The sequence below is a fragment of the Synechococcus sp. N32 genome, assembly GCF_900473895.1.
In the GTDB taxonomy this organism is placed as follows: Bacteria; Cyanobacteriota; Cyanobacteriia; order PCC-6307; family Cyanobiaceae; genus Parasynechococcus.
In genome coordinates this window covers 46,386-72,050 of the sequence record NZ_UCND01000011.1, presented here as the reverse complement: position 1 = coordinate 72,050, position 25,665 = coordinate 46,386, and the positions used below count along the sequence as shown (strand labels likewise).

The window sequence follows — 25,665 nt, the reverse complement described above, 5'->3', positions numbered from 1 at the left end:
GACAAGTCTTGAATCCGCCCTTTGGTGGCACATCTTCCACGGGCCGAGCGATGGTCATACGGGTTCATTGCCGCAGGACTTGGCTGTCTGCACTGATCCGTTCGGTTCGCCGCGAGGTCTTGCCTGATGCCCTGCGCCGGCATCTGATCGTGGTTGACCTTCCTAAGGGAGTCTGACCTCAACGCGGCAGCCTCGGACAGGCCTCCACGAGGGTTCGGCTGATCGGTGCCTGAGGCGCATTGAAGATTCGGTCCCCAGGGCCTTCCTCCACCACTTTTCCTTTGTCCAGCACCATCACCCGGTGGCAGAAACCACTGGCCACCGAAAGGTCGTGGGTGATGAACACGATTGCGAGTCCCAGCTCCTGCTGCAGCTCCCGCAGCAGCGCCAGCACATCCGCCTGCACTTCCGCATCGAGCATGCTGACGCTCTCATCGCAGATCAGCACCTTGGGCTTCAAGGCCAGGGCGCGGGCGATGGCCACCCGCTGCTGCTGGCCGCCGGAAAGCTGCTTCGGTAGGCGATGTTGAAATTGCTCGGCCGGGCTGAGGCCGACCCGCTCCAGCAGCCGCCGGGCTTCCTCCCGGGCTGCGGCTTTGGAGCAGAGGCCATGGATCAGCAACGGATCGGCGATGGCATCCGCCACCTGCAGAGCCGGATTCAGGCAGGCCAGGGGGTCCTGAAACACCATCTGGAGAGCCCGGCGGGCCGTTCGTAGTGCTTCCCCGCGCAGGCTCAGCAGGTCCTGGCCCAACAGATCGACCCGTCCGCCGCGGATGGAATTGAGCCCCATCAGGGCCCGGCAGAGGGTGCTTTTGCCGCAGCCGGAGGCCCCCACCACCCCCAGGCTTTCCCCGGCCCTGAGCTCGAAACTCACCCCGTCCACCGCCTTCAGCCAGAGGGGTGCCCAAGGTGCGCCACCCACGGCATGCCAGCTGCGCATCTCCTCCACCCGCAGAACGTTGCTGTTGTCGGGACGTTCCGGAGAGCGTCCCCCTTCCCGGGCCCGGGCGGAGGCCACCAGCCGTTGCCCGACCGATGACTGCGGCCGGGTGAGCAGCTGGTGGCTGGGGCCGTCCTCCACCTTCCGTCCGCCATCGAGCATGGCCATGCGGCTGCACCAGCGGGCGGCCATGGCCAGGTCGTGGCTGATCAGCAGCAGGGCACTGCCCAGTTCCTCGCAGAGGCCGCTGAGCTCCGCCATCACCTGCCCTGCCACCGCCACATCCAGGCTGGTGGTGGGTTCATCGGCGATCAGCAGCGGTGGTTCCAGGGCAATCGCCAAGGCAATGGCCAGGCGCTGTCGCATGCCACCGCTGAGCTCATGGGGGTAAGCGCGGAAGCGGTTGGCCCCGATGCCCACCCGATCCAGCAGCTCCCGGGCCCGTTCCCGGTGGGCCGCGGCACTGGTTTGAGGCCGGTGGGCCCTGAGGGTGTCGATCAGATGGCCGCCCACGCTCATCAGCGGATTCATCCGCGTCATCGGGTCCTGAAACACCAGACCCACGGCATCACCACGCAGCTGCCGCAACTGCGGTCGCCTGAGTTGGCGTGGATCCTGGCCGGTCAAGGCCAGCCGGCCTTCACAGACCGTTCCCTGGGGCAGCAGCTGCATCACGGCCCGCGCCACCGTGCTTTTGCCACAGCCCGAAGACCCCACCAAGGCGAGGGTCTCCCCCGGCTCGAGCCTCAGATTCAGCCCATCCAGCGTCCAGGTGTCGCTGCCGGGGTAGCGCAAGCGCAGCTGTTCGAGTTCCAGAACAGGCCGGCCCATGAACAGTGCTGTTGGAGCGACAGGGGGTCCTGCACTGAATACCATGGATTGACCCGATGGGTCGGATGCTCAACGCTGCCTCCACACCCAAAGAGCCCCGAACCAGCACGGGTTCGGCCACGGTGGGCTGCGCGTTGCCCGAAGTCAGGCGCCATCCGATTCGTCATCCGGACGATTACGGGATCGCTCTGCCTGAGTGGTTGAAGGAGTGCATCGCCAATGTGCCGCCCGGCATTGGCCAGAGCTGCCCCACCGATGCCGAGGCCTTGCTGGTGTCGGCCTTCGATTTCGGCTTCCAGCTCCATGAAGGCCAGTTCAGGGCCAGTGGAGACCCTTACATCGTCCATCCGGTGGCGGTGGCTGATCTGTTGCGGGATATCGGCGCCAGCGCTCCGGTGATCGCCGCGGGCTTCCTCCACGACGTGGTCGAAGACACCGACGTCACCCCCGATCAGATCGAACTGCACTTCGGTTCCGAGGTGCGTGAACTGGTGGAGGGGGTCACCAAGCTCGGCGGCATCCACTTCAACGACCGCACGGAAGCTCAGGCGGAGAATCTGCGCCGGATGTTCCTGGCGATGGCCAGCGACATCCGAGTGGTGTTGGTGAAGTTGGCCGACCGCTTGCACAACATGCGCACCCTGGGTGCGTTGAAGGAGGAGAAGCGCCAGCGGATCGCCCGCGAAACCCGTGAGATCTATGCCCCCCTCGCCAACCGCCTCGGCATCGGTCGCTTCAAGTGGGAGCTGGAGGATCTGGCCTTCAAGCTGCTGGAGCCGGAGGCCTTCCGGGAGATTCAGGAGGAGGTGGCCACCAAGCGCAGTGAACGGGAGCAACGGCTCGGCGTCACGGTGGGGCTGCTGAACGAGCGGCTGGAACGGGCCGGCCTAGAGCACTGCGAGGTGAGTGGTCGCCCCAAACATCTGTTTGGCATCTGGAGCAAGATGCAGCGCCAGCAGAAGGAGTTCCACGAGATCTACGACGTGGCGGCGTTGCGGATCCTCACCCCCAATGTTGAGAGCTGCTACCGCGCCCTCGCGGTGGTTCACGACACCTTCCGCCCGATTCCCGGTCGCTTCAAGGACTACATCGGGTTGCCGAAACCCAATGGCTACCAATCCCTGCACACGGCGGTGATCGGTCGGCATCGCCCGATCGAAGTGCAGATCCGCACGCTTGAGATGCACCATGTGGCCGAATTCGGGATTGCGGCCCACTGGAAATACAAGGAAGGCGGCTCACCGGCCAGCAGCAGCAGTGATGCGGAGCGGTTCAACTGGCTGCGTCAGCTGGTGGATTGGCAGCAGGAAGGCGGCAACGATGACCACAACGACTACCTCTCCTCGATCAAGGAAGACCTCTTCGACGAGGAGGTGTTTGTGTTCACCCCGAAGGGCGATGTGCTCGGTTTGCGCAAGGGGGCAACCGCCGTCGACTTCGCCTATCGCATCCACTCCGAGGTGGGCAACCACTGCCATGGCGTTCGCATCAACGATCGGCTGTGTCCGCTGGCGACGCCGCTGCAGAACGGTGATTTCGTTCAGGTGCTCACCAGCAAAACGGCCCATCCCAGCCTCGATTGGCTGAACTTCGTCGCCACGCCGACGGCGCGCAATCGCATTCGCCAGTGGTACAAGCGCAGCCACCGTGACGAGACGATTGAACGGGGCAAGGATCTGCTGGAGCGGGAGCTGGGCCGTGATGGCTTCGACTCCCTGCTCAACAGTGAGGCGATGCAGCGAGTGGCGCAGCGCTGCAATGTGCCCACCACCGAAGACCTGCTGGCGTCACTGGGATTTGGAGACGTCACGCTGCAGCAGGCGCTCAACCGTTTGCGGGAGGAGATGCGTCTGCTGGCGGAACAGCAGCAGGCCCCACCCAGCAACGAAGACGTGGCCGCGGCGCTGCTGCCGTCGCGGGATCTGGCGCCGGACCGTTCCGGAGGCGAAGGGGCGATCCTTGGGCTGGAGGGCTTGGACTACCGCCTCGGTGGCTGCTGCAGTCCGCTGCCGGGTGAGTTGATCGTGGGCACGGTGGCCCTCGGCAACCACGGCATCACCATTCATCGGCAGGACTGCTCCAACGTGGAGACAATCCCGCGGGAACGACGGCTCCCCGTGCGTTGGAACACCGCCCATGCCGAACAGGAGAAACAGCGCTTCCCGGTGCAGTTGCGGATCGAAGTGATCGATCGCGTCGGCATCCTCAAAGATATCCTGCTGCGTCTCTCCGATGGGGCCATCAATGTCAGTGATGCCCGGGTGACCACCGCCGCTGGCAAGCCGGCCCGTATTGATCTGCGGGTTGAGCTGGAGGGTGCCGATCAGCTCAGCCGCACTATGGACCAGATCCGCTCGATGGCGGATGTGATCGGGATTGCCCGGGTGGGCACGAGCTAGTTGCCTCTGCTCACGACGGCACGGGCTTCACGCTGCAGAAACAGGCGGTAGGCCATCCAGCCGCTGGCGATGGCCAACACCATCCCTACAACGGTGGAGCCCAGCAGGATGCGCTGGCTGAACTCCCATCCCTGGGCCCACAGGCTGCTGCGATTCAGCTCCGAAAGGTTGATCCCGCCTTGGCCTGTGCCCAGCAGCCGACAGCCCACCAGATAGTTGAACCAGTAAAGGGGCAGATAGGTGAGGGGATTGCTCACCAGGGTTCCTGCGGCGGCGAGCAGGTGGTTGCCACGCACCACGCTGGCCACACCCACACTGAGGAAGATCTGCAGCCCGAAGAAGGGGTAGCAGCCGCAGAACACGCCAGCCGCCAGGCCACGGGCCCGTTGGCCTGGGGTGCCTTCCTGTCTCCACAACCAGAGGACCCCGCGGCGCATCCGGATGCGACTGAGGCGCAGCAACCGGCGCATGAACCCAGCAGAAATCGGCCGGATCCTAGGTATGGATCACCAGCGGCGACTGCTGTGCCCAGCACCGACACGATTGCGGCCGTGGCCACCGCCGTGGCCCCAGGGCAGGGCGGCATCGCCGTGATTCGTCTCTCCGGGCCGGCTGCGGAAGCAACGGGGCGCAGCGTGGTGCACTGCCCGGGCCAACAGGAGTGGCGATCGCACCGGGTGGTGTACGGCCATGTGATCGATGGCGAGGGCCGCCGTCTCGATGAGGTGCTGCTGCTGCTGATGCGCGGCCCTCGCAGCTTCACCGGTGAGGACGTGGTGGAGATCCACTGCCATGGCGGCGTGATCGCCGTGCAGCGGGTGCTCGAACAGGTGCTTCGGCAGCCGGGAGTGCGGCGGGCCCAGCCGGGCGAGTTCAGCCAGCGGGCCGTGCTCAACGGCCGGCTCGATCTCACCCGTGCCGAGGCGGTGAGTGAGCTGGTGGCGGCCCGCAGCCGCCGGGCGGCCGAGTTGGCCATGGCGGGCCTCGATGGCGGCATTCAGGCCCAGATCACGGCGCTGCGGGAACGGTTGCTCGATCAGCTCACGGAGTTGGAGGCCCGGGTGGATTTCGAGGAGGACCTGCCGCCCCTCGATGGCGAGGCCCTGCTGCAGCAGCTGCAAGCCGTGCGGCTGGAGCTTCAGCAGTTGGTGCGCGATGGCGAGCGGGGCGATGCGCTGCGCCAGGGCCTGCGCGTGGCCCTGGTGGGTCGCCCCAACGTGGGAAAAAGTTCCCTGCTCAATCGGCTCAGCCGCCGCGAGCGGGCGATCGTGACCGATCTGCCGGGCACCACCAGAGATCTGTTGGAGAGCGAGATCGTGCTGGAGGGGGTGCCGATCACCCTGCTCGACACCGCCGGCATCCGCAGCACCGATGACGCGGTGGAGCAGCTGGGGATTGCCCGCAGCGAGGAAGCTCTGGCCACGGCGGATGTGGTGCTGTTGGTGCTCGACGGCCATGCGGGCTGGACCGCTGAAGACGCCGCCTTGCTGGCGCGCATCCCCGCGCAGATCCCCAGGATCCTGGTGGCCAACAAGGCGGATCTCCCTGCGGGGATCTTCCCCCAGCCAGTTGATGTTCAGTTGTCGGCCTTGGAGGGCACGGGGGAGGCCGACCTGGTGCAGGCCCTGCTGGAGCGTTGTGGTGCTGCTGGAACCGAAGGGGTGCTGCTGGCGCTGAACCAACGTCAACGCGATCTGGCCGCCCAAGCCGCCGAAGCCCTGGCTCGCAGCCAGGAGGTGGCAGCCCAGCAGCTCCCGTGGGACTTCTGGACGATCGATCTGCGGGAGGCGATCCGCGCGCTGGGGGAGATCACCGGAGAAGAGCTCACCGAAGCGGTGCTGGATCGGGTGTTTTCGCGCTTCTGCATCGGAAAATAGGTTCAGCGCACGTCTGAAACGGTTTGGACTGGCAATCCCCGGCACTCACCGCTGCCTTGGAGGCCTGGCTGGCGGAAGACATCGGCCGCGGTGATCTGACGGCGGCTGCCTTGCAGGGACAGCAGGGGCAGGCCCATTGGGTCGCCAAACAACCGGGCCGGTTCTGTGGTGGACCGTTGGTGCAGCACCTGTTCCAGCGCCTGGATCACGGGGTGAGCCTTCGCCTGCTGCGGCAGGACGGTGACGCCGTTGAGGCCGGGGACTGCCTGTTGGAGCTGCAGGGGCCTGCCACGGCTTTGGTGGCTGGGGAACGCACCGCCTTGAACCTGGCCATGCGCCTCTCGGGCATTGCCACCGCCACCGCTGCATTGGTGGCCCAGCTTGAGGGCACCGGTGTGCGTCTGGCTGACACCCGCAAGACCACCCCTGGGCTTCGTCTGCTGGAGAAATACGCGGTGCGTTGCGGCGGCGGCATCAACCACCGCATGGGGCTGGATGACGCTGCCATGCTCAAGGAGAACCACATCGCCTGGGCGGGGGGCATCACAGCGGCCATCACGGCTGTGCGTGAGCATGCCCCTTGGCCTACGGCAGTGATTGTGGAAGCGGAGACGGAGGCCCAGGCATTGGAGGCGGTGCAGGCGGGCGCCAATGGGGTGCTGCTGGATGAATTCAGCCCTGAGCAGCTCACCCAGCTGGTGCCGCGCCTGCGGGCCTCCAGCACCGGGGTGGTGGTGCTGGAGGCCTCCGGCATTCAGCCCGAGCAGTTGCAGGCCTACGCCGCCACCGGCATTGATCTGATCTCCACCAGCGCGCCGGTCACCCGCAGCCGCTGGCTCGACTTGAGCATGCGTTTCACCTGAAGAGGGATGATCAGAGCCGGATTCCCCCGGCCACGCACTGCCCATGCTCAGCCTGTCCCAGTCCCTGGATGCCCAGCTGCGGGCGGCGATGCAACGGGCCTTCCCGGAAGCCGATGCGGGGCTGGACCCCCAGCTGGCCCCTGCCAGCAAGCCGGAATTCGGCGACTTCCAGGCCAATGGCGCGCTGCCCCTGGCCAAGCCCTTGAAGCAGGCTCCTCGGCAGATCGCCACGGCGATCGTGGAGCAGCTGCAGGCCGATCCCGCCTTCACAGACCTCTGCCTGGAGCCGCAGATCGCCGGGCCTGGCTTCATCAACCTCACGATCCGGCCGGAGCGGCTGGCGGCGGAGGTGTCGGCACGGCTGGGGGACGAGCGTCTCGGCGTGCCGGCGGTCAGCAACGCGGCGCCGGTGGTGGTGGATTTCTCCAGCCCCAACATTGCCAAGGAGATGCATGTGGGGCACCTGCGATCCACGATCATTGGCGACTCCCTGGCGCGGGTGCTGGAGTTCCGCGGCCATCCGGTGCTGCGCCTCAATCACGTGGGCGACTGGGGCACCCAGTTCGGCATGCTTATTACCCACCTCAAGCAGGTGGCGCCGGAAGCCCTGGACACCGCCGATGCGGTGGATCTTGGAGACCTCGTGGCCTTCTACCGCGAGGCCAAGAAGCGCTTCGATGACGATGAAGCGTTCCAGTCCACCTCCCGCGACGAGGTGGTGAAGCTGCAGGGGGGCGATCCGGTGTCGCTCAAGGCCTGGGGCCTGCTCTGCGACCAGTCGCGGCGCGAGTTTCAGAAGATCTACGACCGGCTCGACATCCGCCTCAGCGAACGCGGCGAGTCGTTCTACAACCCCTTCCTGCCAGCGGTGATTGATGGCCTGAAGGCGGCTGAGCTGCTGGTCACCGATGCCGGTGCCCAGTGCGTGTTCCTTGAGGGCGTGCTGGGCAAGGACGGCAAGCCCCTGCCGGTGATCGTGCAGAAGAGCGACGGCGGCTTCAATTACTCCACCACTGATCTGGCGGCGATCCGCTACCGCTTTGGAGCGGCGCCGGAGGGGGATGGTGCCCGCCGGGTGGTGTATGTCACCGATGCTGGCCAGGCGAACCATTTTGCCGGGGTGTTCCAGGTGGCCGAACGGGCCGGCTGGATCCCGGACGGTGCGCGCCTCGAGCATGTGCCCTTTGGCCTGGTGCAGGGGGAGGACGGCAAGAAGCTCAAAACCCGCGCCGGCGACACCGTTCGTCTGCGGGATCTGCTCGATGAAGCCGTCGAGCGGGCAGAAACCGATCTGCGTTCACGCCTGAAAGAGGAGGAGCGCAGCGAGTCGGAGGAGTTCATCCAGCATGTGGCGGGCACCGTGGGTTTGGCGGCGGTGAAATACGCCGACCTCAGCCAGAACCGGATCACCAATTACCAGTTCTCCTTCGATCGGATGCTGGCGCTGCAGGGCAACACGGCGCCCTATCTCCTCTATGCCGTGGTGCGCATCGCCGGTATCGCCCGCAAGGGGGGCGACCTTGCGGCCACCAATGCCCAACTGCAGTTCAGCGAGCCCCAGGAGTGGGCCCTGGTGCGGGAGCTGCTCAAGTTCGATGCTGTGATCGCTGAGGTGGAGGAGGAGCTGCTGCCCAACCGCTTGTGCAGCTATCTGTTCGAGCTCAGCCAGGTGTTCAACCGTTTCTACGACCAGGTGCCAGTGCTCAAGGCCGATCCTGAAGCGCTGGCATCCCGCCTGGCCCTCTGCCGTTTAACGGCTGACACCCTCAGACTGGGGCTCGGACTGCTGGGCATCGCCACCCTGGACCGCATGTGAGCGACAACACTCAACCGTTCACACCCGCTGGTGCTCCGGCGGCCCGCGCCGCCGTTGAACAGCTCAAGGCCTACAGCGCGCCGTTGGAGGGTCGCCGCCAGATGCTGCGGCTGGATTTCAACGAGAACACGATTGGCCCCAGCCCCCTGGTGGCCCAGGCACTGCGCAACTTCAGCACCGAAGAGATCGCCGTTTATCCGGAGTACGACGGCCTGCGGGGTGCGTTGCTTCAGAACCTGCTGGAAACCGGCTGTAAGCCGGGGTTGAAGCCTGATCAGGTGGGCCTGTTCAACGGTGTGGATGCCGCCATCCATGCGGTGTTTCAGGCCTATGGCGATGCCGGTGAGACGTTGCTCACCACAGCGCCCACCTTCGGGTACTACAGCCCTTGCGCTGGGATGCAGGGCATGACGATTGAGGCGATTCCCTACGAAGGGGAGACGTTCAACTTCCCCTTGGCGGCCATTCAGGAGGTATTGGCGGCTCGATCGCCGCGGTTGCTGTTGATCTGCAACCCCAACAACCCCACCGGCACGCGCTTGCCAGCAGATCAGGTGATCGCCTTGGCGGCTTCAGCCCCGGGCACCTTGGTGGTGGTGGATGAGCTCTACGAGGCCTTCACCGGAGACAGCGTGCTGCCGAGTGCAGATTTCACGGCCACACCGAATCTGCTGGTGTTCCGCTCCTTGGCTAAAACAGCTGGTTTGGCGGGGTTGAGGATTGGCTTTGCCATCGGCCACGCCGATGTGGTGGATCGGGTCAGCCGCGTCACCGGGCCCTACGACGTCAACAGCGTGGCCGTGGCCGCGGCATTTGCCGCCTTGGCGGATCAGTCGTATGTGGATGCCTACGTGGCTGAGGTGCTGCGGGCTCGTGACTGGACCCTGCAGGCGCTGCGAAAGGCTGGCGTGAAGCACCACTGCGACGGCGGCAACTATCTGCTGATCTGGCCCCAGCGCCCGGTGGCGGAGGTGGATGCAACGTTGCGCGAGGCGGGAATCCTGGTGCGTTCGATGGCGGGCAAGCCCCTGATTGATGGGTGCTTCCGGGTGAGCATCGGCACCACCAGCCAGATGCAGCGTTTCATGGAGGCGTTCCTCCCCCTGGAGCGATGAACCGCCTGCTGCTGCTGGCCACCGGCGGCACCATTGCCGGCTGTGCAGACAGCAGGGCAACGCTGAACAACTACACCGCGGGCGTGCTGGGGGGCGATGCCCTGTTGGCGGCGGTGCCGCAGCTGCAGGAGCTGGCCGCGATCAGTGTTGGGCAGATCGCCAATGTCGACAGCGCCGATCTGTTGTTTGCGCACTGGCGTGCGCTGGTGGGACGCATTCGTGCTGCCTTTGCGGCAGACCCCGAGCTGGCCGGGGTGGTGATCACGCATGGCACCAACACGCTGGAGGAAACCGCCTGGTTGCTGCAGCTGTTGATCGACGATCCCCGGCCGGTGGTGCTGGTGGGGGCGATGCGGCCGGCCACGGCCCTCAGTGCCGATGGCCCCCTCAATTTGTTGCAGGCAGTGCAAGTGGCCTCAAGCCCAGAAGCGCGCGGTCAGGGCGTGCTGGTGGTGATGGATGGCCAGATCCATTCCGCCCAGCGGGTCACCAAGTTGGCCACCCAGGGGGTGGGGGCGTTCGCCAGTCCCGGTCGCGGGCCCGTGGGCTGGGTGGATGACGTTGGCGTTCATCTGCCCATGGCGAGTGGACCCCAGCAGGTGCCCTTTGCTGGGCTCGATTTGCCGGAGCAATGGCCCCAGGTGCCAATCGTCTACGGGTGTGTGGAGCCCGAGCCGCTACTGCTCAGCGCTTGCCTCAACGCCGGCGTTGAGGGTCTGGTGTTCACCGGGACGGGCGCCGGCCAGTTGTCGGCAGGCGAATGCTGTGTGTTGGAGGCGTGGGATGAACCGCGGCCATTGATGTTGCGGGCTAACCGCTGCGGATCAGGCCCTGTGCATCATCATCCCGAGGACGAACGGCTCGGGCTGCTGCCCGCGGGCAGCCTCAATCCACAGAAAGCAAGGGTGTTGTTGTTGTTGGCTGTGCTGGCGGGTTGGGATAGAAATCAGCTGCAGGCGCTGATCACTGCATCACCGTGATCACGGTGGTGTCGTCGAGGCGGCCCGGCAGGGTTTGCGACAGGCCCACCCGGCGCACGGCGGTGCCACCCATGGCGTCGAGGAAGGGCTGCACACCCTCTTGATCACAGCCTTCAGGTGCTTCTCCGTTGACGTACTGCACCGGGATGACGCGTTTGGGGTTCAACTGCTCCACCACCCCCGCAGCTTCATCGGCGTCGTAGATCTTGCTCCCGCCACCCACGCCGATGATCAGCACATCGGGGTTGCCCAGCAGCACCTTGTCGGCAGCTGTTAGCTCTCCAGCGGTGGCACCGAGATGGGCAAAGCTGAGGCCCCCCTGCTGCCAGCGCCAGAGGGTGGCGTTGCCAAAGCGGCGTCCGCCCACGCGGTCGTGGGGATTAGCAAAGCCCTCAAGGCTCAGCCCGCCGATGCGATACGACCCGGGTTGGGCCAGAAAGCGGCCGCCGGCCACGTCGCGGGCTCCTTCATCGGCGAGTTCGGAGTTGGCCAGAACAACGCCGGCCGTCAGCCGAGGTTCAGGGAGCCCCGCAGCACAACCAACGGCCTTGTAAGGGTTGAGCAGAACCGATTGCCCGCCCCCCTGGATCAGCAGGGACCGCTGCCCATAGCTGCTGATCGACACTCCACCACCCGCCAAGGCCGGAGACGTGAGGCTGAGTGCCAGGCCTGCAGCGGCGGTCACGGCGGAACGCAGGACGGACATGGGAGGGGTTGAACGTGTTTCGGACGCTAACAGCGTTATCCCTCAGCTTCCCGCAGGAAATTGGCCAGCAGTTGGTGGCCTTGATCGGTGAGCACGCTTTCCGGGTGGAACTGCACCCCCTGTAGGTGCTGATGCTCCCGGTGTCGCAGGCCCATGATCGTGCCGTCCTCGAGCCAGGCGGTCACCTCGAGGCAGTCCGGCAGGGTGTCGCGTTCGGCGATCAGGGAGTGGTAGCGGGTGGCCGTCAGCGGTTGGGGGAGTCCCGCGAACACGCCATCGCCCTTGTGCAGCACCGGTGAGGTCTTGCCGTGCATCTGCTGCTGGGCGCGCACCACCCGGCCGCCGTACACCTGGGCGATGGCCTGATGGCCCAGGCACACCCCCAGGGTGGGCACCGTTGCGGAAAGCTCTTTGAGGATGTCGAGGCAGACGCCTGATTGATCCGGGTCGCCAGGGCCTGGGGAGAGCAGGATCGCGTCGGGCTTCAGGGCACGGATCTGCTCGAGGCTGATGGCGTCGTTGCGATGCACCTGCAGATCGGCTGCCACCGGATGCTGAGCGGCGAGCTCACCGAAGTACTGCACCAGGTTGAAGGTGAAGCTGTCGTAGTTGTCGATGACCAGCAGCATCTGCGAATCGGGAGTCAGAGCCCCAGGCGGAGCAGGAGCGGCGGAAGCAGGAGAAACAGAGCGATCAGCAAAGAGCTGATGGCTGCAGTCAGCACGGCGGCAGCAGCACAGTCTTTGGCGATGCGGGCCAAGGGGTGGTAGCGCCGGCCAATGGCCAGATCCACCACCGCTTCCATCGCTGTGTTCAGCAGCTCCAACACCAGAACGGCAGCCACGGTAAGCACCAGCACGGCCAGGCGGATCAGATCCAGTTGCAGCCAGGTGGCCAGGCCAAACACCACCAGCCCCGTCACCACATGGATGCGGAAGTTGCGCTGGGTGAGGAAGGCGTAGCCGAGGCCCTGAGCCGCGTAGCGAAAACTTGAGGGCAGATCACCGGCGATGCGCCAGCTGCCCCGTCGTCGCATGGCATTGGGCACCATGGCCACCTCCTCTGAAGCTGTGTCTGCGGAGGGTGTCCGGGGCGATTCAGTGGTCATCGGAACGGAACTCAGACTCCGCAGGGCACACGCCCGCTCCTCGAAGACTACCCGGGTTGTCCAGGCCACCCCTCCCCAAGAAGCCTTTCCTGCAGGGCCAGCATTGCGGCAAGGCTCTCGTCATCGGGATGGTCCCAGCCCAGCAGGTGCAGCAGGCCATGGCTCACCAGCCAGCGCAATTCCCGCTGCAGGCTGTGCTCCTGTTCCTGGGCCTGACGCCGGGCCGTCTCCAGGGAGACGACGATGTCTCCCAGTTCGATGCTGGGGCCTTCCATCCAGTCGCCGGCGTCGTCGAGGGCGGCAAACGACAACACATCCGTGGGGCCTGTTTTCTGGCGCCAGGCGCTGTTCAAATCCGCGATCTCGGCTTCATCGGTGAAACGCAGTCCCAGGCTGATCTCCTCCGCCGCACGCACCAGGGTTGGGCAGTCGAGGCTCGAGTCCCCGCAGATGCTGTTCAGCCAACGTTCCAACTGCTGGAGCCAGGCCGACTCATCGAGCAGATCGGAGCTGTCGGAGGGTTGCAGCGTCACCCCCTCCCGATCCAGTGCGAGGTCGAGCTCCATGCCTAACCCGGCAGGGTCGGTCGTCCCAGCCAAGCCACAAGGGTGATGAAGCCGAGGAATCCCAGGGCGGTGAGGCCGAAGTGGAACAGGCTCTTGCTGCCCTTGCGCACCATGTTGCGCATGGCCTGTTTGACGAAGCTCGGCGGTGGGGTGCTCTCGCTGGCCATGGGATCAGGAATCGGCGTCGGCGCCGGGGCTGTCGACACCCTGGCGTAAACAGGCATCGATAAACGGGTCGAGGGCCCCATCCATCACCGCTTGCACATCGTTGGTTTCTTCATTGGTGCGCAGGTCTTTCACCATTTGGTACGGGTGAAACACGTAGTTGCGGATCTGGTTGCCCCAGGCAGCTTCAACGATGTCGCCGCGGATGTCGGCGATTTCGGCGGCCCGTTGTTCCTGGGCGATCACCAGCAGCTTGGCCTTGAGCAGGGCCATCGCTTTTTCCTTGTTCTGGAGCTGGGAACGTTCCTGGGTGCAGCGCACGGCCAGGCCGGTGGGGATGTGGAGAATCCGCACGGCGGTTTCCACCTTGTTCACGTTCTGGCCACCGGCGCCACCGGAGCGTGAGGTGGTGACTTCGAGATCCTTTTCAGGGATATCGATGTCGACTTCCTCCTCCAGTTTCGGCATCACCTCGATGCCGGCAAAGCTGGTCTGGCGCTTGTCGTTGGCGTTAAACGGCGAGATGCGCACCAGGCGGTGGGTGCCCTTTTCGTTGCGCAAATAGCCGTAGGCGTAGCGCCCTTCGATCTCGATCGTGCAGCTCTTGATCCCGGCTTCTTCCCCTTCGGAGAGTTCATCCACGGTCACCTTCATGCCGCGGTCTTCCGCCCAGCGGGTGTACATGCGCAGCAGCATCTGGGCCCAGTCCTGGGCGTCGGTACCACCGGCGCCAGCATTAATGCTGAGAACGGCACCCTCTTTGTCGTATTCGCCGCTGAGCAGACGCTCCAGTTCCCAGCGGTCCAGTCCCTGGCGCAGCTGGTTCAGCCCGTTCTGAGCTTCCTGTAGCAGGTCCTCATCGGGCTCCAGTTCGTAGAGCTCAAGGGTGGCCTGGGCGTCGTCGACCGCACCGCGCCATCCGGCCAGCTGAGACAGCTGGGCCTTCACCTCATCCAGACGCCGCATCTGCTTTTGGGCGTTCTGCTGGTCATCCCAGAAATCGGGCTGGGCCGCGAGTTGTTCGAGATCCTGTTGCCTGGCGTTCAGTGCAGGAACGTCAAAGACAGTCCTGGGCATTGCCCAGGCGGTCAGTGAGCTCGGAGAGATCGCGTTTGAAGTCGGTGAGATCCAGCAAGGACTCGGTCCTGATCAGCCTCTGACGCTATCAGCGCAGTAGCTGCATAGGATCCGACCACCGGCATCACCAACGCAATGGCCAAGGTTGAGATCTACACCTGGCAAACATGCCCGTTCTGCGTCCGCGCCAAGGGGCTTCTGGACCGCAAAGGGGTGAGCTACACCGAACACAGCGTGGATGGGGATGAGTCGGCTCGGGATGCCATGGCGGCGCGGGGTGATGGTCGCCGCAGCGTCCCGCAGGTGTACATCGACGATCGCCACATCGGTGGTTGTGACGACCTCCATGCCCTGGATCGCGCCGGTGAGCTCGATGCGCTGCTGAAGGCCTGATCGATGCGCCAGCTGTTTGTTCTGGATCCGCTGGGGCAGATCAATCCAGCCAAGGATTCCTCTGCTGCGCTGATGCAGGCCGCCCATCGCGCCGGCGATGAGGTGTGGGCCTGCACGCCCTCCGATCTGATTGCACGGGGCGATGAACCCCTCGCGATTGCACTTCCGGTGACGCCGGAGCCCTGGATCACGGTTGGGGTGGCTGAACGTCAGGCGCTGGCTGGGTTTGACGTGATCTGGATGCGTAAGGATCCGCCGGTTGATGAGGCATATCTGTACGCCACCCATCTGCTGGAGGTGGCCGAGCGAGCGGGGGTGCGGGTGCTCAATCGCCCCAGTGCGCTGCGCAGCTGGAACGAAAAGCTGGGGGCCTTGCGCTTCAGCCGTTGGATGGCTCCCACGCTGGTGGCGGGGCGGGTGTCTGAACTGCTGTTGTTTGCCCAGGAGCAGCAGGAGATCGTGCTCAAACCCCTGGGGGGGCGTGCCGGCCTGGGGGTGATTCGGGTCAACGGCCAGGCGCCGGGCTTGAAGGCTCTGCTGGAATTGGTGACGGAGCGGGAAAGCCTGCCGGTGATGGCCCAGGCCTTTCTGCCATCCGTGACCGAGGGTGACAAGCGCATCCTTCTGGTGGACGGCGATCCCCTGGGGGCGATCAACCGGCGTCCTTCAGCCGGAGAATTCCGCAGCAATCTGGCCGTGGGTGGCCAGGCGGAAGCCACGGAACTCACCGAGCGGGAACGTCAGATCTGCGCTGCTCTGGCCCCGGCGCTGCGGGCAGAGGGGTTGTTCTTCGTTGGCATTGACGTGATCGGCGGCATGCTCAGCGAAATCAACGTCACCAGCCCCACCGGGGTGCGGGAAGTGGAGAGGCTGATGAACCAGCCGTTGGCCGATCAGACGATCGAGCGGTTGCGCGCGCTGGTCTGAAGTTCCAGCTGGTCCGCCAGCACGGCCAGCTTCAGCCCCACTTCCTGAAGTTCCCGCTCTGCAACGGACCCCCGCACCAGGCCGGCGCCTGCGGTGAGATCCAGCTCACAGCCCAGGGCGTGACCACAGCGGATCGCCACCCGCAGTTCGGCATCACCGGCGCTGTCGATCCAACCGATCGGTGCGGCATAGCTGCCCCGTTCAAACGGTTCGAGAGTGCGCAACCAGGCCATCGCGTCGCGTCGCGGCAACCCGGCAACGGCAGGGGTGGGGTGCAGTTGTTCGGCCAGCGTCAACACGGGCTGACCGTGGGTTTCGGCCGTGATCGGGGTGTGCAGGTGGGTGAGGTTGCCGTGACGGGCCAGTTGGGGTTGGCGGCGGCGGCGGGGGCTCAGTCCGTTGCGGCGCAGTTGGTCGGTGATGGTTTCAACCACCAACTCGTGTTCACGGCGGTCTTTATCGGAGCGCAGCAGCTGCGCTCCGGAATCTCCCTGCCCCGCCGTGCCAGCAAGGGCATCACTGCGCAGCCAACCGGCGCGCAGGCTGAGCAGCCGTTCCGGCGATGCACCAAAGAAGGCATCGCCGGCATGGCGCTTCCAGAGGAAGCGGCAGCTGCCGGCCTGTTGCCGCCGCAGCCGTTTCAACAGCGGCAGGGGGTTGAAGGTGTCGGCCAGAACGATGCGGTGCCGCACCGCCAGCACCAGTTTGTGCAGCTCGCCGCTGTTGACCAGATCAATGCCGCGGGTGAGGGCTGCGGCGTAGCGCTGCCGCCAGGTTTCCGGTTCCGTTGCCGCCACCAGCGCCTGGGGCTTGAGGGGGGTTGGCGTGGCTGGCGCCTTGAGCAGTTGTTCGTGCTTGAGCCAAAGCTTTTCCGCCAGCTCGCGGCAGTCCGCTGCACTGCTCACGACCCCGTTCAGCCGCAGCCAGCCGCGGCGTCCCTGACGACTGAGCTGCCAGCGGGGCAGCACCGCCTGCACAGATGGCACCACCGCTTCACTGCGGCGGCGCTCACTCACCTGGTCAAAGAAGCGGAAGCGCAGCAGCACCCGAGGCCGCGCATGGGCTGGGCTGTCCGCTGCCGTGTCGTGCAGCCGGCTGAGGCAGAGGTCGGCGAAGCGTTGGGCCTGTTCAAAGCGACGGCTGCCGGCCAGCTCCAGTTCCTGGCAGGGTCCTGCGGCAGCAAGGCAGAGACCCGGCGCGCTGTCCCACAGCACCTGCAGACTTTCCTGCTCCGCCAGCTGCGGCAAGGCCAGAAGCGGATCGATCCCTTCGATCGGCAGGGCCAGGCTGAGCAGCGCTTCATCGCCGTCACAGGCCAACCATCCCCGCTGGGCAGCGGAGAGGAGGGTGCTGAAACAACAATCAGCCGACATCCGCGGCGTTTCCGGCCAGGGTTACTGCTCAAATGTATGGGTCTTCGCCCTGTGGGAACGGGTCCTGTCCATGTCTGAGCCGCAGGCTGTCGCATCCCGTTACGCCGATCGGCGCCGTTTGTGGAAGGCAGCGATCAAGTGGCCGATGTATTCCGTCGCCGTGATGCCTGTGCTGCTGGCGGCTGGATGGCAGTTCGGGGTGGCGGGCTCCCTGCGCTGGCTGCAGTTGGGAGGCTTTGTGCTGGCGGCCATCCTGTTGCTGCTCTGGGAAAACCTCAGCAACGATGTATTTGATGCGGCCACGGGTGTGGATGCCAGCACAAAGCCCCATTCCGTGGTGAACCTCACCGGTCGCCGGGACCGTGTTGCGCAGGGGGCGACCGCTGTGCTGGTGCTGGGGTTGCTGGTGATGGCCGGGTTGGCTTGGAACAGCAGTGGGGCCGTGCTGGCCCTGGTGTTGGTGTGCTGCGGTTTGGGTTACGTGTACCAGGGCCCGCCGTTCCGCCTGGGCTACCGCGGCCTGGGTGAGCCCCTGTGCTGGCTGGCCTTTGGGCCCTTTGCCACCGCAGCGGCCCTGGTGGTGTTGCAACCAAGGGGCACGGTGTCGATTCCTTGGGGCACGGCCTGGATCTTGGGGGCAGGTCCCGCCCTGGCGACCACCCTGGTGTTGTTCTGCTCCCACTTCCATCAGGTGGAGGAGGACGCCGCCCATGGCAAACGCTCGCCGGTGGTGCGTCTGGGCACGGCCCGGGCGGCAGCTTTGGTGCCCTGGTTTGTGGCCTTGACGCTGGCGTTGGAGTGGGTGCCCGTGCTGCTCGGGGACTGGCCTCCGACGGTGTTGTTGAGCGCTCTCGGCCTTCCTGCCGGTGTGCAGCTGATGCGTCTGCTGCAGCGTCACCACGACAGGCCGGAGCTGATCAGCGGCAGCAAATTTATGGCCTTGCGCTTCCAGGGCTGGAATGGTCTGGGGCTGAGTGCGGGCCTTGCACTGGCGCGCGTCTGGACGGGCGGATGACGCTCCGGCTGCAGCGTCGCCGCTTCCGCTTTTCCCTGCTGCAGCCGCTGCGCACGGCAGCCGGTGAGCTGCGGGAGCGCTGTGGCTGGTTGCTGCGGTTGGATGATGCTCAGGGGGCCGTGGGCTGGGGCGAAGTGGCTCCGCTGCATCAGCAGCAATTCACGGCCTGTGAGCAGGCTCTCGCAGCGCTGCCGGACGAGCTTCCTCAGGCTCAGTTGGAGGCTGTATTGCGGGAGGCCCCAGGGCCGATCGGTTTTGGCCTTGGGGCGGCGCTGGCGGAGCTGCAGGGTGTGGTGGGTGCTGCTGCCCCCCAGGGCTGGCTGAAGGCCCCTGCCCCGGCGCTGTTGCTGCCGGCTGGCGAGGCGATGCTTTCGGCTCTAGAGGCTGCTGCGGCATCGATGGGTGGCCTGGAGAGCTGCACCTTCAAGTGGAAGGTGGCAACGGCGCCGGATGGCCTGGAGCGTCAGTTGCTCGAGCAGCTGCTCCAGCGGTTGCCACCCACGGCCCGGCTGCGTCTGGATGCCAACGGCGGCTGGGATCGCAGCACGGCTGAGGCCTGGATGCAGCGGTTGCGCGATGACCCGCGCCTGGACTGGTTGGAGCAGCCGCTAGCGGTGGAGGATCAAGCCGGCCTGGAGCAGTTGGCGGCGCTGGGGCCGGTGGCCCTCGATGAATCGCTTCACCAGCACCCGGAGCTGCGTCGCAGCTGGAGCGGCTGGCAGGTGAGGCGGCCTGCGCTGGAGGGCGATCCCCTCCTGCTGTTGCAGGAGCTCCAGGCGGGGCTGCCCCAACGGATGCTGAGCACGGCGTTTGAAACCGGCATCGGTCGGCGCTGGCTGGAGCATCTCGCCGGGCTTCAGGCCCAGGGGCCCACGCCGGCGGCACCGGGCCTGGCCCCCGGCTGGACGCCAGCGGGGCTGATGTTCTCCAACGATCCGGAGCAGGTCTGGGCTGCGGCGGCATGAGCAAGCTTGAGCGGCTGGAGCAGGGGCTGGCGGCGGGGCAGTGGGTGCCCCTCTCGCCTGAGGCGGAAGCGGCCCCCATCGCTCAATTGCCGCCGGGGCCAGGGGTGGTGGTGCGCAGTGGTGGCAGCAGTGGCGGCAGCCGTTGCTGCGCCCAGCCGTCGCTGCATCTGGACCGTTCGGCCGCCGCCACCGCCCATTGGTTGACGGGCATCGGCGTTGACCCCGCCTCCACCCTGCTGCTCAATCCTCTGCCGCTAGCCCATGTGAGTGGTCTGATGCCCTGGTGGCGCAGCCGCTGCTGGGGCGCGGGGCACCAGCCACTGGTGCCGGGGTTGATGAAAACCCCCAGCGAATTGCTCGTGTTCTGTCAGGGCCTGCCCGCTTGGGGCAAGAACCCTGCCGTGCTGTCGTTGGTGCCCACGCAGCTGGCGCGCCTGCTGGCCCATCCCGATGGGGTGGCCTTTCTTCAGCAGCTGCAGTTGATCTGGATCGGTGGCGCTGCTCTCCCGACTGTGTTGGCGGAGCAGGCGCGGGCCTTGCAGCTGCCGCTGGCGCCCTGTTACGGGTCGACGGAGACGGCGGCGATGGTGGCGGCGCTGCCTCCGGACCGCTTTTTGGCCGGCGAGCCCGGGTGTGGGGACCCGCTGGTGGATGTGGAGCTTCAGCTGGCCGTTGATGGGGCGCTTCAGGTGCGCGCCGATCGCTTGGCGCTGGGTTGTTGGCGGGCGGATCAGCCGGATCGGTGGGAACCGCTCAGGGATGGCGATGGCTGGTGGCGCTCCGGGGATCAGGCCGTCTTGACCCCAGGCCTTCAGATTGCGGGGCGCATCGATGGTGCAATCCACTCCGGTGGGGAAACCGTGTTCCCTGAACAGCTTGAGCAGCGCTTGATGGCGGCGCTGCAGGCGGCATCGCTCCCGGTGAACGCCGTGCTGCTTCTTGCTGTGGACGATTCGGAGTGGGGGCAGCGGCTGGTGGCGCTGGTGGGCAGTTCTGACGCTGCCGTGCTGCAGCGGCTTGAGGCCCTCACTCGGCCCTGGCCTGTGGCGGAGACGCCACGGCGTTGGGTGTTGTGCCCTGACCTGGTCCCCTCCGCGCTGGGGAAATGGCAGCGCCAGCGCTGGCGGGAGTGGTTAAAGCGGTTGGATGCGGCCGAGGCTTGATGCTTCCAGCCAACGGTCCACGCCATCGGGCAGGGCACAGCGGCGCCGGGTTTGCACGTCGATGGCCACATGACGCAGGCAGCCTTTGGCCACCAGCTGCTCCTCCAGCAGCACCTGGCTGTTCACCGCAAAACTGCTCGGATCGAGCCGTTCCGGCTCCAGGCGAATTAGCAGTTGGTCGCCCAGCTGCACCGGGGCGCGGAAATCGGCATGGCAGTGCACGATCGGCAAGGCCACGCTCGGTTGCTCTCCGCGGCCGCCAGGGAAGACTGAACCCGCCGGCAGGCCAAAGCGTTCCAGGCTTTCCTCCCAGGCCTGGTGGCACCAGCCCAGCAGCTGCTGAAAGTGCATCACGCCGGCGGCGTCGGTGTCGCTGAAGCGCACGGTTCGGCTCAGCTCCAGCCAGGGGGCAGAGGTCATGGCGATGTGTTGTTCAAGCCGGTGCCGACTGTCACCCTGACAGAAATCCCGCCTGAACCATGGCCGCGCCGATTGCCTTCGAGTCTCCGTCCATTCAGAAGGCCTGGCAGGCCTTTCTGCAGCACATCCCTGTGGTGCTGGTGAGCTGGGTGGGCTCGATCGTGCTGTCGCTGCTGGCTGTTCTGGCCTATGGCCTGATAATCGTTGCTGTGTCGTCAATCATCGGCAGCAGCGATGCGGCATTGGGGCTCGGAGCGGTGCTCGCCCAATTGGTTCAGTTGCCTTTCTCCATCCTCGCCAGCCTGTTGTCGGTGCTGTTGGTGGCCGTTCCTGCCCTCTATTACGAGCGCGGTGAGGTGGTGACGATTTCAACGGCCGCTCAGCTGCTCACCGGCCGTTGGTGGCGTTATGTGCTGGCGGGGCTGTTCTTTTCGCTGGTCACCACCATCGGCTTTCTGCTTTGCATCCTTCCCGGGATTGCCGTGGCGTTGGTGACGCCGGTGTTCGTGAATCGCATCTTCGTCACCGACATGGGCATCGGTGAAGCCTTCTCCCAGTCGTTTCAGGTGGTGTATCGCTCGGAAAACGGCTTGAGCTTCGTTGGGCTTGAGGTGTTGACGGGCATCGTTGTGGGGCTGCTGGCCCTGGCGACCTGCGGTCTGGGGGGCTTTGTGGTGATTCCCATGGCCAGCTTCTTCCTTCAGAACGTCGCCTATCAGCGCGGACTGTTGCGCTGATCGCTCAGCCGCTGGGCCAGCTGTTGGTGCTCAGGCGCAGCAGCCAGTAGCTGATCAACCCTCCAGCCACCAACGGCAGGGGCCAGAGGGGAAGACCTCTGGGGATGAGACGCCGTTGCTGGAGCGCCAGCACACTCCAGAACACCAGCCCCAGGGCGGCAACTGGGCCAAACAGATGCCATTGAAGTGATCCGCCCAGATCACCGGTGAGTGCTGCGCTTGTTGCTCGGGTCAGAAAGCAGGTGGGGCAGGGCACGCCGGTGAGGGCGCGAAGTGGGCAGCCTAGGCCGGGAAGGCCTGGATGCAGCCCCTTGAGCCATAACGCACTAGTGAGGGTGGCGGGCAGCAGGTAGCCCGCGCGTTGCAACCGCCGCAGAAACCGGTTCAGAGATCAGCGATCCACCGATCCCATGATCACGTCGATGGAACCGAGGATGGCCATGATGTCGGCCACCTTGTGTCCCTTGAGGATGTGGGGAAGGATCTGCAAGTTGTTGCTGTCGGCAGCGCGGATCTTGAAGCGCCAGGGGGTGACGTCGTTGTTGCCCTGGATGAACACGCCGATCTCGCCCTTGCCTGACTCCAGCCGGGTGTAGAGCTCGCCGTTGGGGATCTTGAAGGTGGGTGCCACCTTCTTGGCCACGTACTGGAAGTCGAAACTAGCGGCGTCGCTGCCCTTGCCTTCGTTGAGGCGCTTGGCCTCGAGGTTTTCGGTGGGGCCGCCCGGGATCATGTCGCAGGCCTGGCGAAGGATCTTGAGCGACTGGCGCATTTCTTCAATGCGCACGCGATAGCGGGCGTAGCAGTCGCCTTCCTTCTCCCAGGCCACCTGCCAGTCGAAGTCGTCGTAGCACTCGTAGTGATCCACCTTGCGGAGATCCCAGGGCACGCCGGAAGCGCGCAGCATCGGGCCGGAGAGGCTCCAGTTGATGGCGTCTTCCTTCTCGATTGTTCCCAACCCTTCTATCCGGCGCCGGAAAATCGGGTTGTTGGTGATCAGCTTTTCGTACTCATCGATCTTGGGGCCGAACCAGTCGCAGAAATCACGGCATTTCTCCAGCCAGCCCCAGGGCAGGTCTGCGGCAACGCCGCCGATGCGGAAATAGTTGTTGTTGATCAGCCGCTGGCCGGTGGCGGCTTCCCACAGGTCGTAGATCATCTCCCGCTCTCGGAAGATGTAGAAGAACGGCGTCTGAGCTCCCACGTCCGCCAGGAAGGGTCCAAGCCAAAGCAGGTGGTTGGCGATGCGGTTGAGTTCCAGCATCAGCACCCGGATGTAGCTCGCCCGCTTGGGCACCGGGATGTTCGCCAGTTTTTCCGGGGCGTTCACCACGATCGCCTCGTAGAACATCCCCGCCGCATAGTCCATGCGGCTCACGTAGGGCACGAACATCACGTTCGTGCGGTTCTCGGCGATCTTCTCCATGCCGCGATGGAGGTAACCGATCACCGGTTCGCAGTCGACCACATCCTCACCATCAAGGGTGACCACGAGCCGCAGCACCCCGTGCATGGAGGGGTGGTGGGGCCCGAAGTTCACCACCATGGGCTCCGTGCGCGTTTCCAGCTGCGTCATGGGAGCGGTGGTCCGATCGATGAGTAGATCTTAAGGAGTCTTCGCCTGTGGCTTGTGCCCCCCTTCAGCCATGTGCCCGTGCTGGCCGATGCGGTGCTGGATGCGGCCCGGCAGATCCCCCGTCCGGATGGCCTGTTGATCGACGCCACCCTTGGGGGCGGCGGCCACAGCGCCCTGTTGCTGGAACAGCATCCCGGCCTGCGCCTGATCGGACTGGACCAGGACGCCACGGCCCGGGCCGCGGCGGCGGAGCGTCTGGCCGCCTTTGGTGATCGCGTCTCGATCGTGGCCACCAACTTTGCCGACTATGTGCCGCCCGAGCCCGCCGTGATGGTGCTGGCGGATCTGGGGGTGAGCAGCCCGCAGCTGGATGTGGCGGAGCGGGGCTTCAGTTTTCGCCTGGATGGTCCCCTGGACATGCGGATGGATGCCGGCGGCGAGGGGGAGACCGCGGCTGAGCTGATTGATCGCCTGGAGGAGAACGAGCTTGCGGATCTGATCTATGGCTATGGGGAGGAGCGGCTCTCCCGTCGTATCGCCCGGCGCATCAAAGCGGACCTCAAGGACAAGGGCTCCTATGAGGGCACCGCGGCTTTGGCCTACGCCGTGGCCGGTTGTTATCCCCCCAAGGCGCGGCGGGGACGGATTCATCCCGCCACCCGCACCTTCCAGGCCCTGCGGATTGCGGTCAACGATGAGCTGGGGGTGCTCGATCGCCTGCTGCAGCAAGCTCCCGACTGGCTCGAGCCCGAGGGGCTTGTGGGAATCATCAGCTTCCATTCTCTGGAAGACCGCCGCGTCAAGACCGCCTTCCTGCGCGATGAGCGCTTGCAACGGATCACCCGCAAGCCTGTGGTGGCCACCGAGCAGGAGGAGGAGGCCAACCCCCGCAGCCGCAGTGCCAAATGGCGTGTGGCCCAGCGTGTGGCCCCTGTTTAGCGACCGCTGAGGAACCCGGTGGCAGTTGCGGCGTCGGTGATCGCTGTGATGGCTTGATCCACGTCGCCGGCTGTGGTCTCACGCCCCAGGCTGAGCCGAAGGGAGGCTTCGGCTTCAGCCCGCGAGCGACCGATCGCCTTGAGCACGTGGGACGGGGCACCGTTGCTGCAGGCGGAGCCACTGCTGCAGGCCAGGTGCGGGCGCAGGGCCCGGTGCAGGCGGCTGCCGTTCACCCCGGGAAGGCTGATGTTGAGGTTGTGGGGCAGGCGCTGCTGCAGGGCCCCATTGAGCAGCACGCCTGGGAGGCGCTGCTGCAGGCCCTCCCATAGCTGATCGCGCAGGTGCTGAAGATGGCTGTTGCGCTGCTCCTGCTCCTGCAGCGCAAGGCGGGCGGCGGCGGCAAAGCCCACGATCAAGGCGGTGGGCAGGGTGCCGGCCCGGAGCCCCGCCTCCTGGCCGCCTCCCCATTGCAGCGGTTCGATGGCGATGCCCTCCCGGAGCACCAGGGCGCCGATGCCCTTGGGTCCGTAGAGCTTGTGGGCACTGAGGCTGAGCAGATCAACCCCCAGGGCATCAGGCTTCAGCGGCAGCGTTCCGAAGGCCTGGGCTCCATCGCTGTGCAGGGTGATGCGATGGCGGCGACAAACTGCTCCCAGTTGCTCGAGCGGCTGGAGCACGCCGATTTCGTTGTTGGCTGCCATCACGCTCACCAGTCGCGTTTCGGGGGTGATTGCTTCCTCCAACTGCTCGGGGCTGATCAGTCCGTCGGGGCCTGGGGTCAGCAGGGTGACGCTGAAGCCTTCCCGTTGCAGTTGGTTGAGCGGATCGAGCACGGCGTGGTGTTCAGTGGCCACGCTGATCAGATGCGCCTTGCCCAGTGCGCGGGCATGGCCCAGCAGGGCCAGGTTGTTGGCTTCGGTGGCGCCACTGGTGAACACCAGTCGTTCCGGCTTCACCCCCATCGCCTCAGCCAGCCTCTGCCGCGCCACGTTCACCGCGGCAGAGGCGCTGAGTCCGAGCCGATGCTGGCGGCTGGAGGGATTGCCCCAGTCCGCACTCCAGAAGGGCGCCATCGCCTCCACCACCTCGGCCGCACAGGGGGTGGTGGCCTGGAAATCAAAGGCGAGAGCTGAGCCGCTCAGGACGATGCAGGCAGATGTTGCGATCATGGTGCTGCATTGCGAACAGCACAGGCATGGGTCTGCGATTGCCGATGACTCTGCTGGGCCTGGGCGGGCTGGTGTGCCTGCAACCCGCCAGTGGCTTCGACCGTGAGCAGGTGCTGGAGCAGATGCGGCGATCGCGGCCAGCCGATCTCAAGGTGCTGATCGAACGCCCGGCCCCCGTCGGCACCCTGTCGATCGGGATCTACGCAGTGAAACCAGCCTCGTCCAATCCCGACACCCGCAGCTACAGCCTCTGGGAGGAGTCGGCATCAGATCTGAACGTCTACGTCGAGAGCGTTAATTGCTCCATCGAGACGCCCTTGCGGGTGAAACGCACGCCGTCGATGGTCTACGTGCGCACCCTCAATCCCGGCGGTCCGATCACTGACGTGAACCGCGAAGATCACCTGGTGTGGTGGGCGGCCTGTGTGCCGGAGGTGGCGGGAACCGACCCAGCCACGTTGCGTCAGAAGGCCCTGGATCTGGGCTTTTCCACCCTGATTCCCGAACAGCAGGAGCAGTTACCCGCACTGGCCCGTTGAGCT

Annotated in this window: 27 protein-coding genes; 14 read left to right on the top strand and 13 right to left on the bottom strand. The window is 65.7% G+C overall.

Translation table 11 applies throughout. The features are described 5' to 3' along the window. Window positions 1-178 precede the first annotated feature (178 nt). Complete coding sequence (locus DXY35_RS04010; protein ID WP_115081226.1) at window positions 179-1,819, bottom strand: ABC transporter ATP-binding protein; 1,641 nt, start codon at window positions 1,817-1,819, stop codon at window positions 179-181. A 20-nt stretch (window positions 1,820-1,839) separates the two neighbouring features. On the opposite strand from DXY35_RS04010, the gene DXY35_RS04005 reads away from it, so the two are divergent. Beyond that, entirely contained in the window at window positions 1,840-4,173 is a 2,334-nt protein-coding gene (locus tag DXY35_RS04005) for a bifunctional (p)ppGpp synthetase/guanosine-3',5'-bis(diphosphate) 3'-pyrophosphohydrolase (protein ID WP_115081595.1), read from the top strand. Here the strand turns inward: DXY35_RS04005 and DXY35_RS04000 are convergent. After that, window positions 4,170-4,643, bottom strand: a complete 474-nt coding sequence (locus DXY35_RS04000; RefSeq protein WP_115081225.1) for a DUF2062 domain-containing protein — start codon at window positions 4,641-4,643, stop codon at window positions 4,170-4,172. The two genes, DXY35_RS04005 and DXY35_RS04000, sit on opposite strands and share 4 nt — an antisense overlap. Window positions 4,644-4,697: 54 nt before the next feature. On the opposite strand from DXY35_RS04000, the gene mnmE reads away from it, so the two are divergent. From mnmE to DXY35_RS03975, 5 genes are read left to right on the top strand one after another with little or no spacing between them, the layout of a single operon-like run. Further along, complete coding sequence (gene mnmE / locus DXY35_RS03995; protein WP_115081224.1) at window positions 4,698-6,050, top strand: tRNA uridine-5-carboxymethylaminomethyl(34) synthesis GTPase MnmE; 1,353 nt, start codon at window positions 4,698-4,700, stop codon at window positions 6,048-6,050. Window positions 6,051-6,073: 23 nt separating this feature from the next. Further along, on the top strand, window positions 6,074-6,913 hold the full coding sequence (gene nadC / locus DXY35_RS03990) for a carboxylating nicotinate-nucleotide diphosphorylase (RefSeq protein WP_115081223.1): 840 nt from the start codon (window positions 6,074-6,076) through the stop codon (window positions 6,911-6,913). Window positions 6,914-6,956: 43 nt separating this feature from the next. Continuing rightward, the gene (gene argS, locus DXY35_RS03985) at window positions 6,957-8,729 is read left to right on the top strand and encodes an arginine--tRNA ligase (protein ID WP_115081222.1); all 1,773 of its coding nucleotides are present in this window, start codon (window positions 6,957-6,959) and stop codon (window positions 8,727-8,729) included. Then, complete coding sequence (locus DXY35_RS03980) at window positions 8,726-9,844, top strand: histidinol-phosphate transaminase (RefSeq protein WP_115081221.1); 1,119 nt, start codon at window positions 8,726-8,728, stop codon at window positions 9,842-9,844. The genes argS and DXY35_RS03980 overlap by 4 nt, the downstream gene beginning before the upstream one ends. Further along, window positions 9,841-10,824 carry an asparaginase gene (locus DXY35_RS03975; protein ID WP_115081220.1) on the top strand — a complete coding sequence of 328 codons (984 nt, stop codon included), beginning with the start codon at window positions 9,841-9,843 and terminating at the stop codon, window positions 10,822-10,824. Before DXY35_RS03980 ends, DXY35_RS03975 begins: the two co-directional genes overlap by 4 nt. Here the strand turns inward: DXY35_RS03975 and DXY35_RS03970 are convergent. The 6 genes from DXY35_RS03970 to prfB form a co-directional block, all read right to left on the bottom strand. Continuing rightward, window positions 10,808-11,530, bottom strand: a complete 723-nt coding sequence (locus DXY35_RS03970) for an MBL fold metallo-hydrolase (protein ID WP_115081219.1) — start codon at window positions 11,528-11,530, stop codon at window positions 10,808-10,810. The two genes, DXY35_RS03975 and DXY35_RS03970, sit on opposite strands and share 17 nt — an antisense overlap. A gap of 35 nt (window positions 11,531-11,565) precedes the next feature. Next, a complete protein-coding gene (locus tag DXY35_RS03965; RefSeq protein ID WP_115081218.1) occupies window positions 11,566-12,159 on the bottom strand; it encodes an aminodeoxychorismate/anthranilate synthase component II in 594 nt (197 codons plus the stop codon). 14 nt (window positions 12,160-12,173) lie between these two features. After that, a complete protein-coding gene (locus DXY35_RS03960) occupies window positions 12,174-12,581 on the bottom strand; it encodes a diacylglycerol kinase family protein (RefSeq protein ID WP_244272960.1) in 408 nt (135 codons plus the stop codon). A 104-nt stretch (window positions 12,582-12,685) separates the two neighbouring features. Then, window positions 12,686-13,204 (bottom strand): rRNA maturation RNase YbeY, encoded by a 519-nt coding sequence (gene ybeY, locus DXY35_RS03955; RefSeq protein WP_115081216.1) that lies wholly within the window; start codon window positions 13,202-13,204, stop codon window positions 12,686-12,688. 2 nt (window positions 13,205-13,206) lie between these two features. Continuing rightward, entirely contained in the window at window positions 13,207-13,371 is a 165-nt protein-coding gene (locus tag DXY35_RS03950; RefSeq protein WP_115081215.1) for a DUF3285 domain-containing protein, read from the bottom strand. 4 nt (window positions 13,372-13,375) lie between these two features. Next, a protein-coding gene (gene prfB, locus DXY35_RS03945; protein ID WP_115081214.1) for a peptide chain release factor 2 occupies window positions 13,376-14,504 on the bottom strand; the annotation gives its coding sequence in 2 pieces (ribosomal slippage) (window positions 13,376-14,428 and window positions 14,430-14,504; 1,128 coding nt in all). Window positions 14,505-14,581: 77 nt separating this feature from the next. Here prfB and grxC point away from each other — a divergent pair. Both grxC and gshB read left to right on the top strand, forming a co-directional pair. Beyond that, the gene (gene grxC, locus DXY35_RS03940; RefSeq protein WP_115081213.1) at window positions 14,582-14,839 is read left to right on the top strand and encodes a glutaredoxin 3; all 258 of its coding nucleotides are present in this window, start codon (window positions 14,582-14,584) and stop codon (window positions 14,837-14,839) included. 3 nt (window positions 14,840-14,842) lie between these two features. After that, window positions 14,843-15,766, top strand: a complete 924-nt coding sequence (gene gshB / locus DXY35_RS03935; RefSeq protein WP_115081212.1) for a glutathione synthase — start codon at window positions 14,843-14,845, stop codon at window positions 15,764-15,766. On the opposite strand, the gene DXY35_RS03930 is transcribed toward gshB, so the two are convergent. Next, window positions 15,733-17,139, bottom strand: a complete 1,407-nt coding sequence (locus DXY35_RS03930; protein ID WP_115081211.1) for an isochorismate synthase MenF — start codon at window positions 17,137-17,139, stop codon at window positions 15,733-15,735. The genes gshB and DXY35_RS03930 overlap by 34 nt on opposite strands. Window positions 17,140-17,209: 70 nt before the next feature. Between DXY35_RS03930 and menA the strand changes: the two genes are divergently transcribed. From menA to DXY35_RS03915, 3 genes are read left to right on the top strand one after another with little or no spacing between them, the layout of a single operon-like run. After that, window positions 17,210-18,154 (top strand): 2-carboxy-1,4-naphthoquinone phytyltransferase, encoded by a 945-nt coding sequence (gene menA / locus DXY35_RS03925; RefSeq protein WP_115081210.1) that lies wholly within the window; start codon window positions 17,210-17,212, stop codon window positions 18,152-18,154. After that, window positions 18,151-19,119 (top strand): o-succinylbenzoate synthase, encoded by a 969-nt coding sequence (gene menC, locus DXY35_RS03920; protein WP_115081209.1) that lies wholly within the window; start codon window positions 18,151-18,153, stop codon window positions 19,117-19,119. Before menA ends, menC begins: the two co-directional genes overlap by 4 nt. Further along, complete coding sequence (locus DXY35_RS03915) at window positions 19,116-20,282, top strand: AMP-binding protein (RefSeq protein ID WP_115081208.1); 1,167 nt, start codon at window positions 19,116-19,118, stop codon at window positions 20,280-20,282. The genes menC and DXY35_RS03915 overlap by 4 nt, the downstream gene beginning before the upstream one ends. Here the strand turns inward: DXY35_RS03915 and DXY35_RS03910 are convergent. Then, window positions 20,253-20,702: a thioesterase family protein gene (locus DXY35_RS03910; RefSeq protein ID WP_115081207.1), complete on the bottom strand. Its 450-nt coding sequence runs from the start codon at window positions 20,700-20,702 to the stop codon at window positions 20,253-20,255. The two genes, DXY35_RS03915 and DXY35_RS03910, sit on opposite strands and share 30 nt — an antisense overlap. A 59-nt stretch (window positions 20,703-20,761) precedes the next feature. Between DXY35_RS03910 and DXY35_RS03905 the strand changes: the two genes are divergently transcribed. Further along, window positions 20,762-21,439: a hypothetical protein gene (locus DXY35_RS03905; RefSeq protein WP_115081206.1), complete on the top strand. Its 678-nt coding sequence runs from the start codon at window positions 20,762-20,764 to the stop codon at window positions 21,437-21,439. A 4-nt stretch (window positions 21,440-21,443) separates the two neighbouring features. On the opposite strand, the gene DXY35_RS03900 is transcribed toward DXY35_RS03905, so the two are convergent. Together DXY35_RS03900 and DXY35_RS03895 are read right to left on the bottom strand one after the other, a co-directional pair. Continuing rightward, complete coding sequence (locus DXY35_RS03900) at window positions 21,444-21,806, bottom strand: DUF2752 domain-containing protein (RefSeq protein ID WP_115081205.1); 363 nt, start codon at window positions 21,804-21,806, stop codon at window positions 21,444-21,446. A gap of 24 nt (window positions 21,807-21,830) precedes the next feature. Then, window positions 21,831-23,015 (bottom strand): NAD(P)H-quinone oxidoreductase subunit H, encoded by a 1,185-nt coding sequence (locus DXY35_RS03895; protein WP_115081204.1) that lies wholly within the window; start codon window positions 23,013-23,015, stop codon window positions 21,831-21,833. Between the two features lie 54 nt (window positions 23,016-23,069). On the opposite strand from DXY35_RS03895, the gene rsmH reads away from it, so the two are divergent. Next, window positions 23,070-23,954, top strand: coding sequence for a 16S rRNA (cytosine(1402)-N(4))-methyltransferase RsmH (gene rsmH, locus DXY35_RS03890; RefSeq protein WP_115081203.1), 885 nt, complete (start codon window positions 23,070-23,072; stop codon window positions 23,952-23,954). Here the strand turns inward: rsmH and DXY35_RS03885 are convergent. After that, a complete protein-coding gene (locus DXY35_RS03885; protein WP_115081202.1) occupies window positions 23,951-25,123 on the bottom strand; it encodes a cysteine desulfurase family protein in 1,173 nt (390 codons plus the stop codon). The genes rsmH and DXY35_RS03885 overlap by 4 nt on opposite strands. Before the next feature lie 26 nt (window positions 25,124-25,149). On the opposite strand from DXY35_RS03885, the gene DXY35_RS03880 reads away from it, so the two are divergent. Further along, a complete protein-coding gene (locus DXY35_RS03880; protein WP_115081201.1) occupies window positions 25,150-25,662 on the top strand; it encodes a hypothetical protein in 513 nt (170 codons plus the stop codon). Window positions 25,663-25,665: the final 3 nt, after the last annotated feature.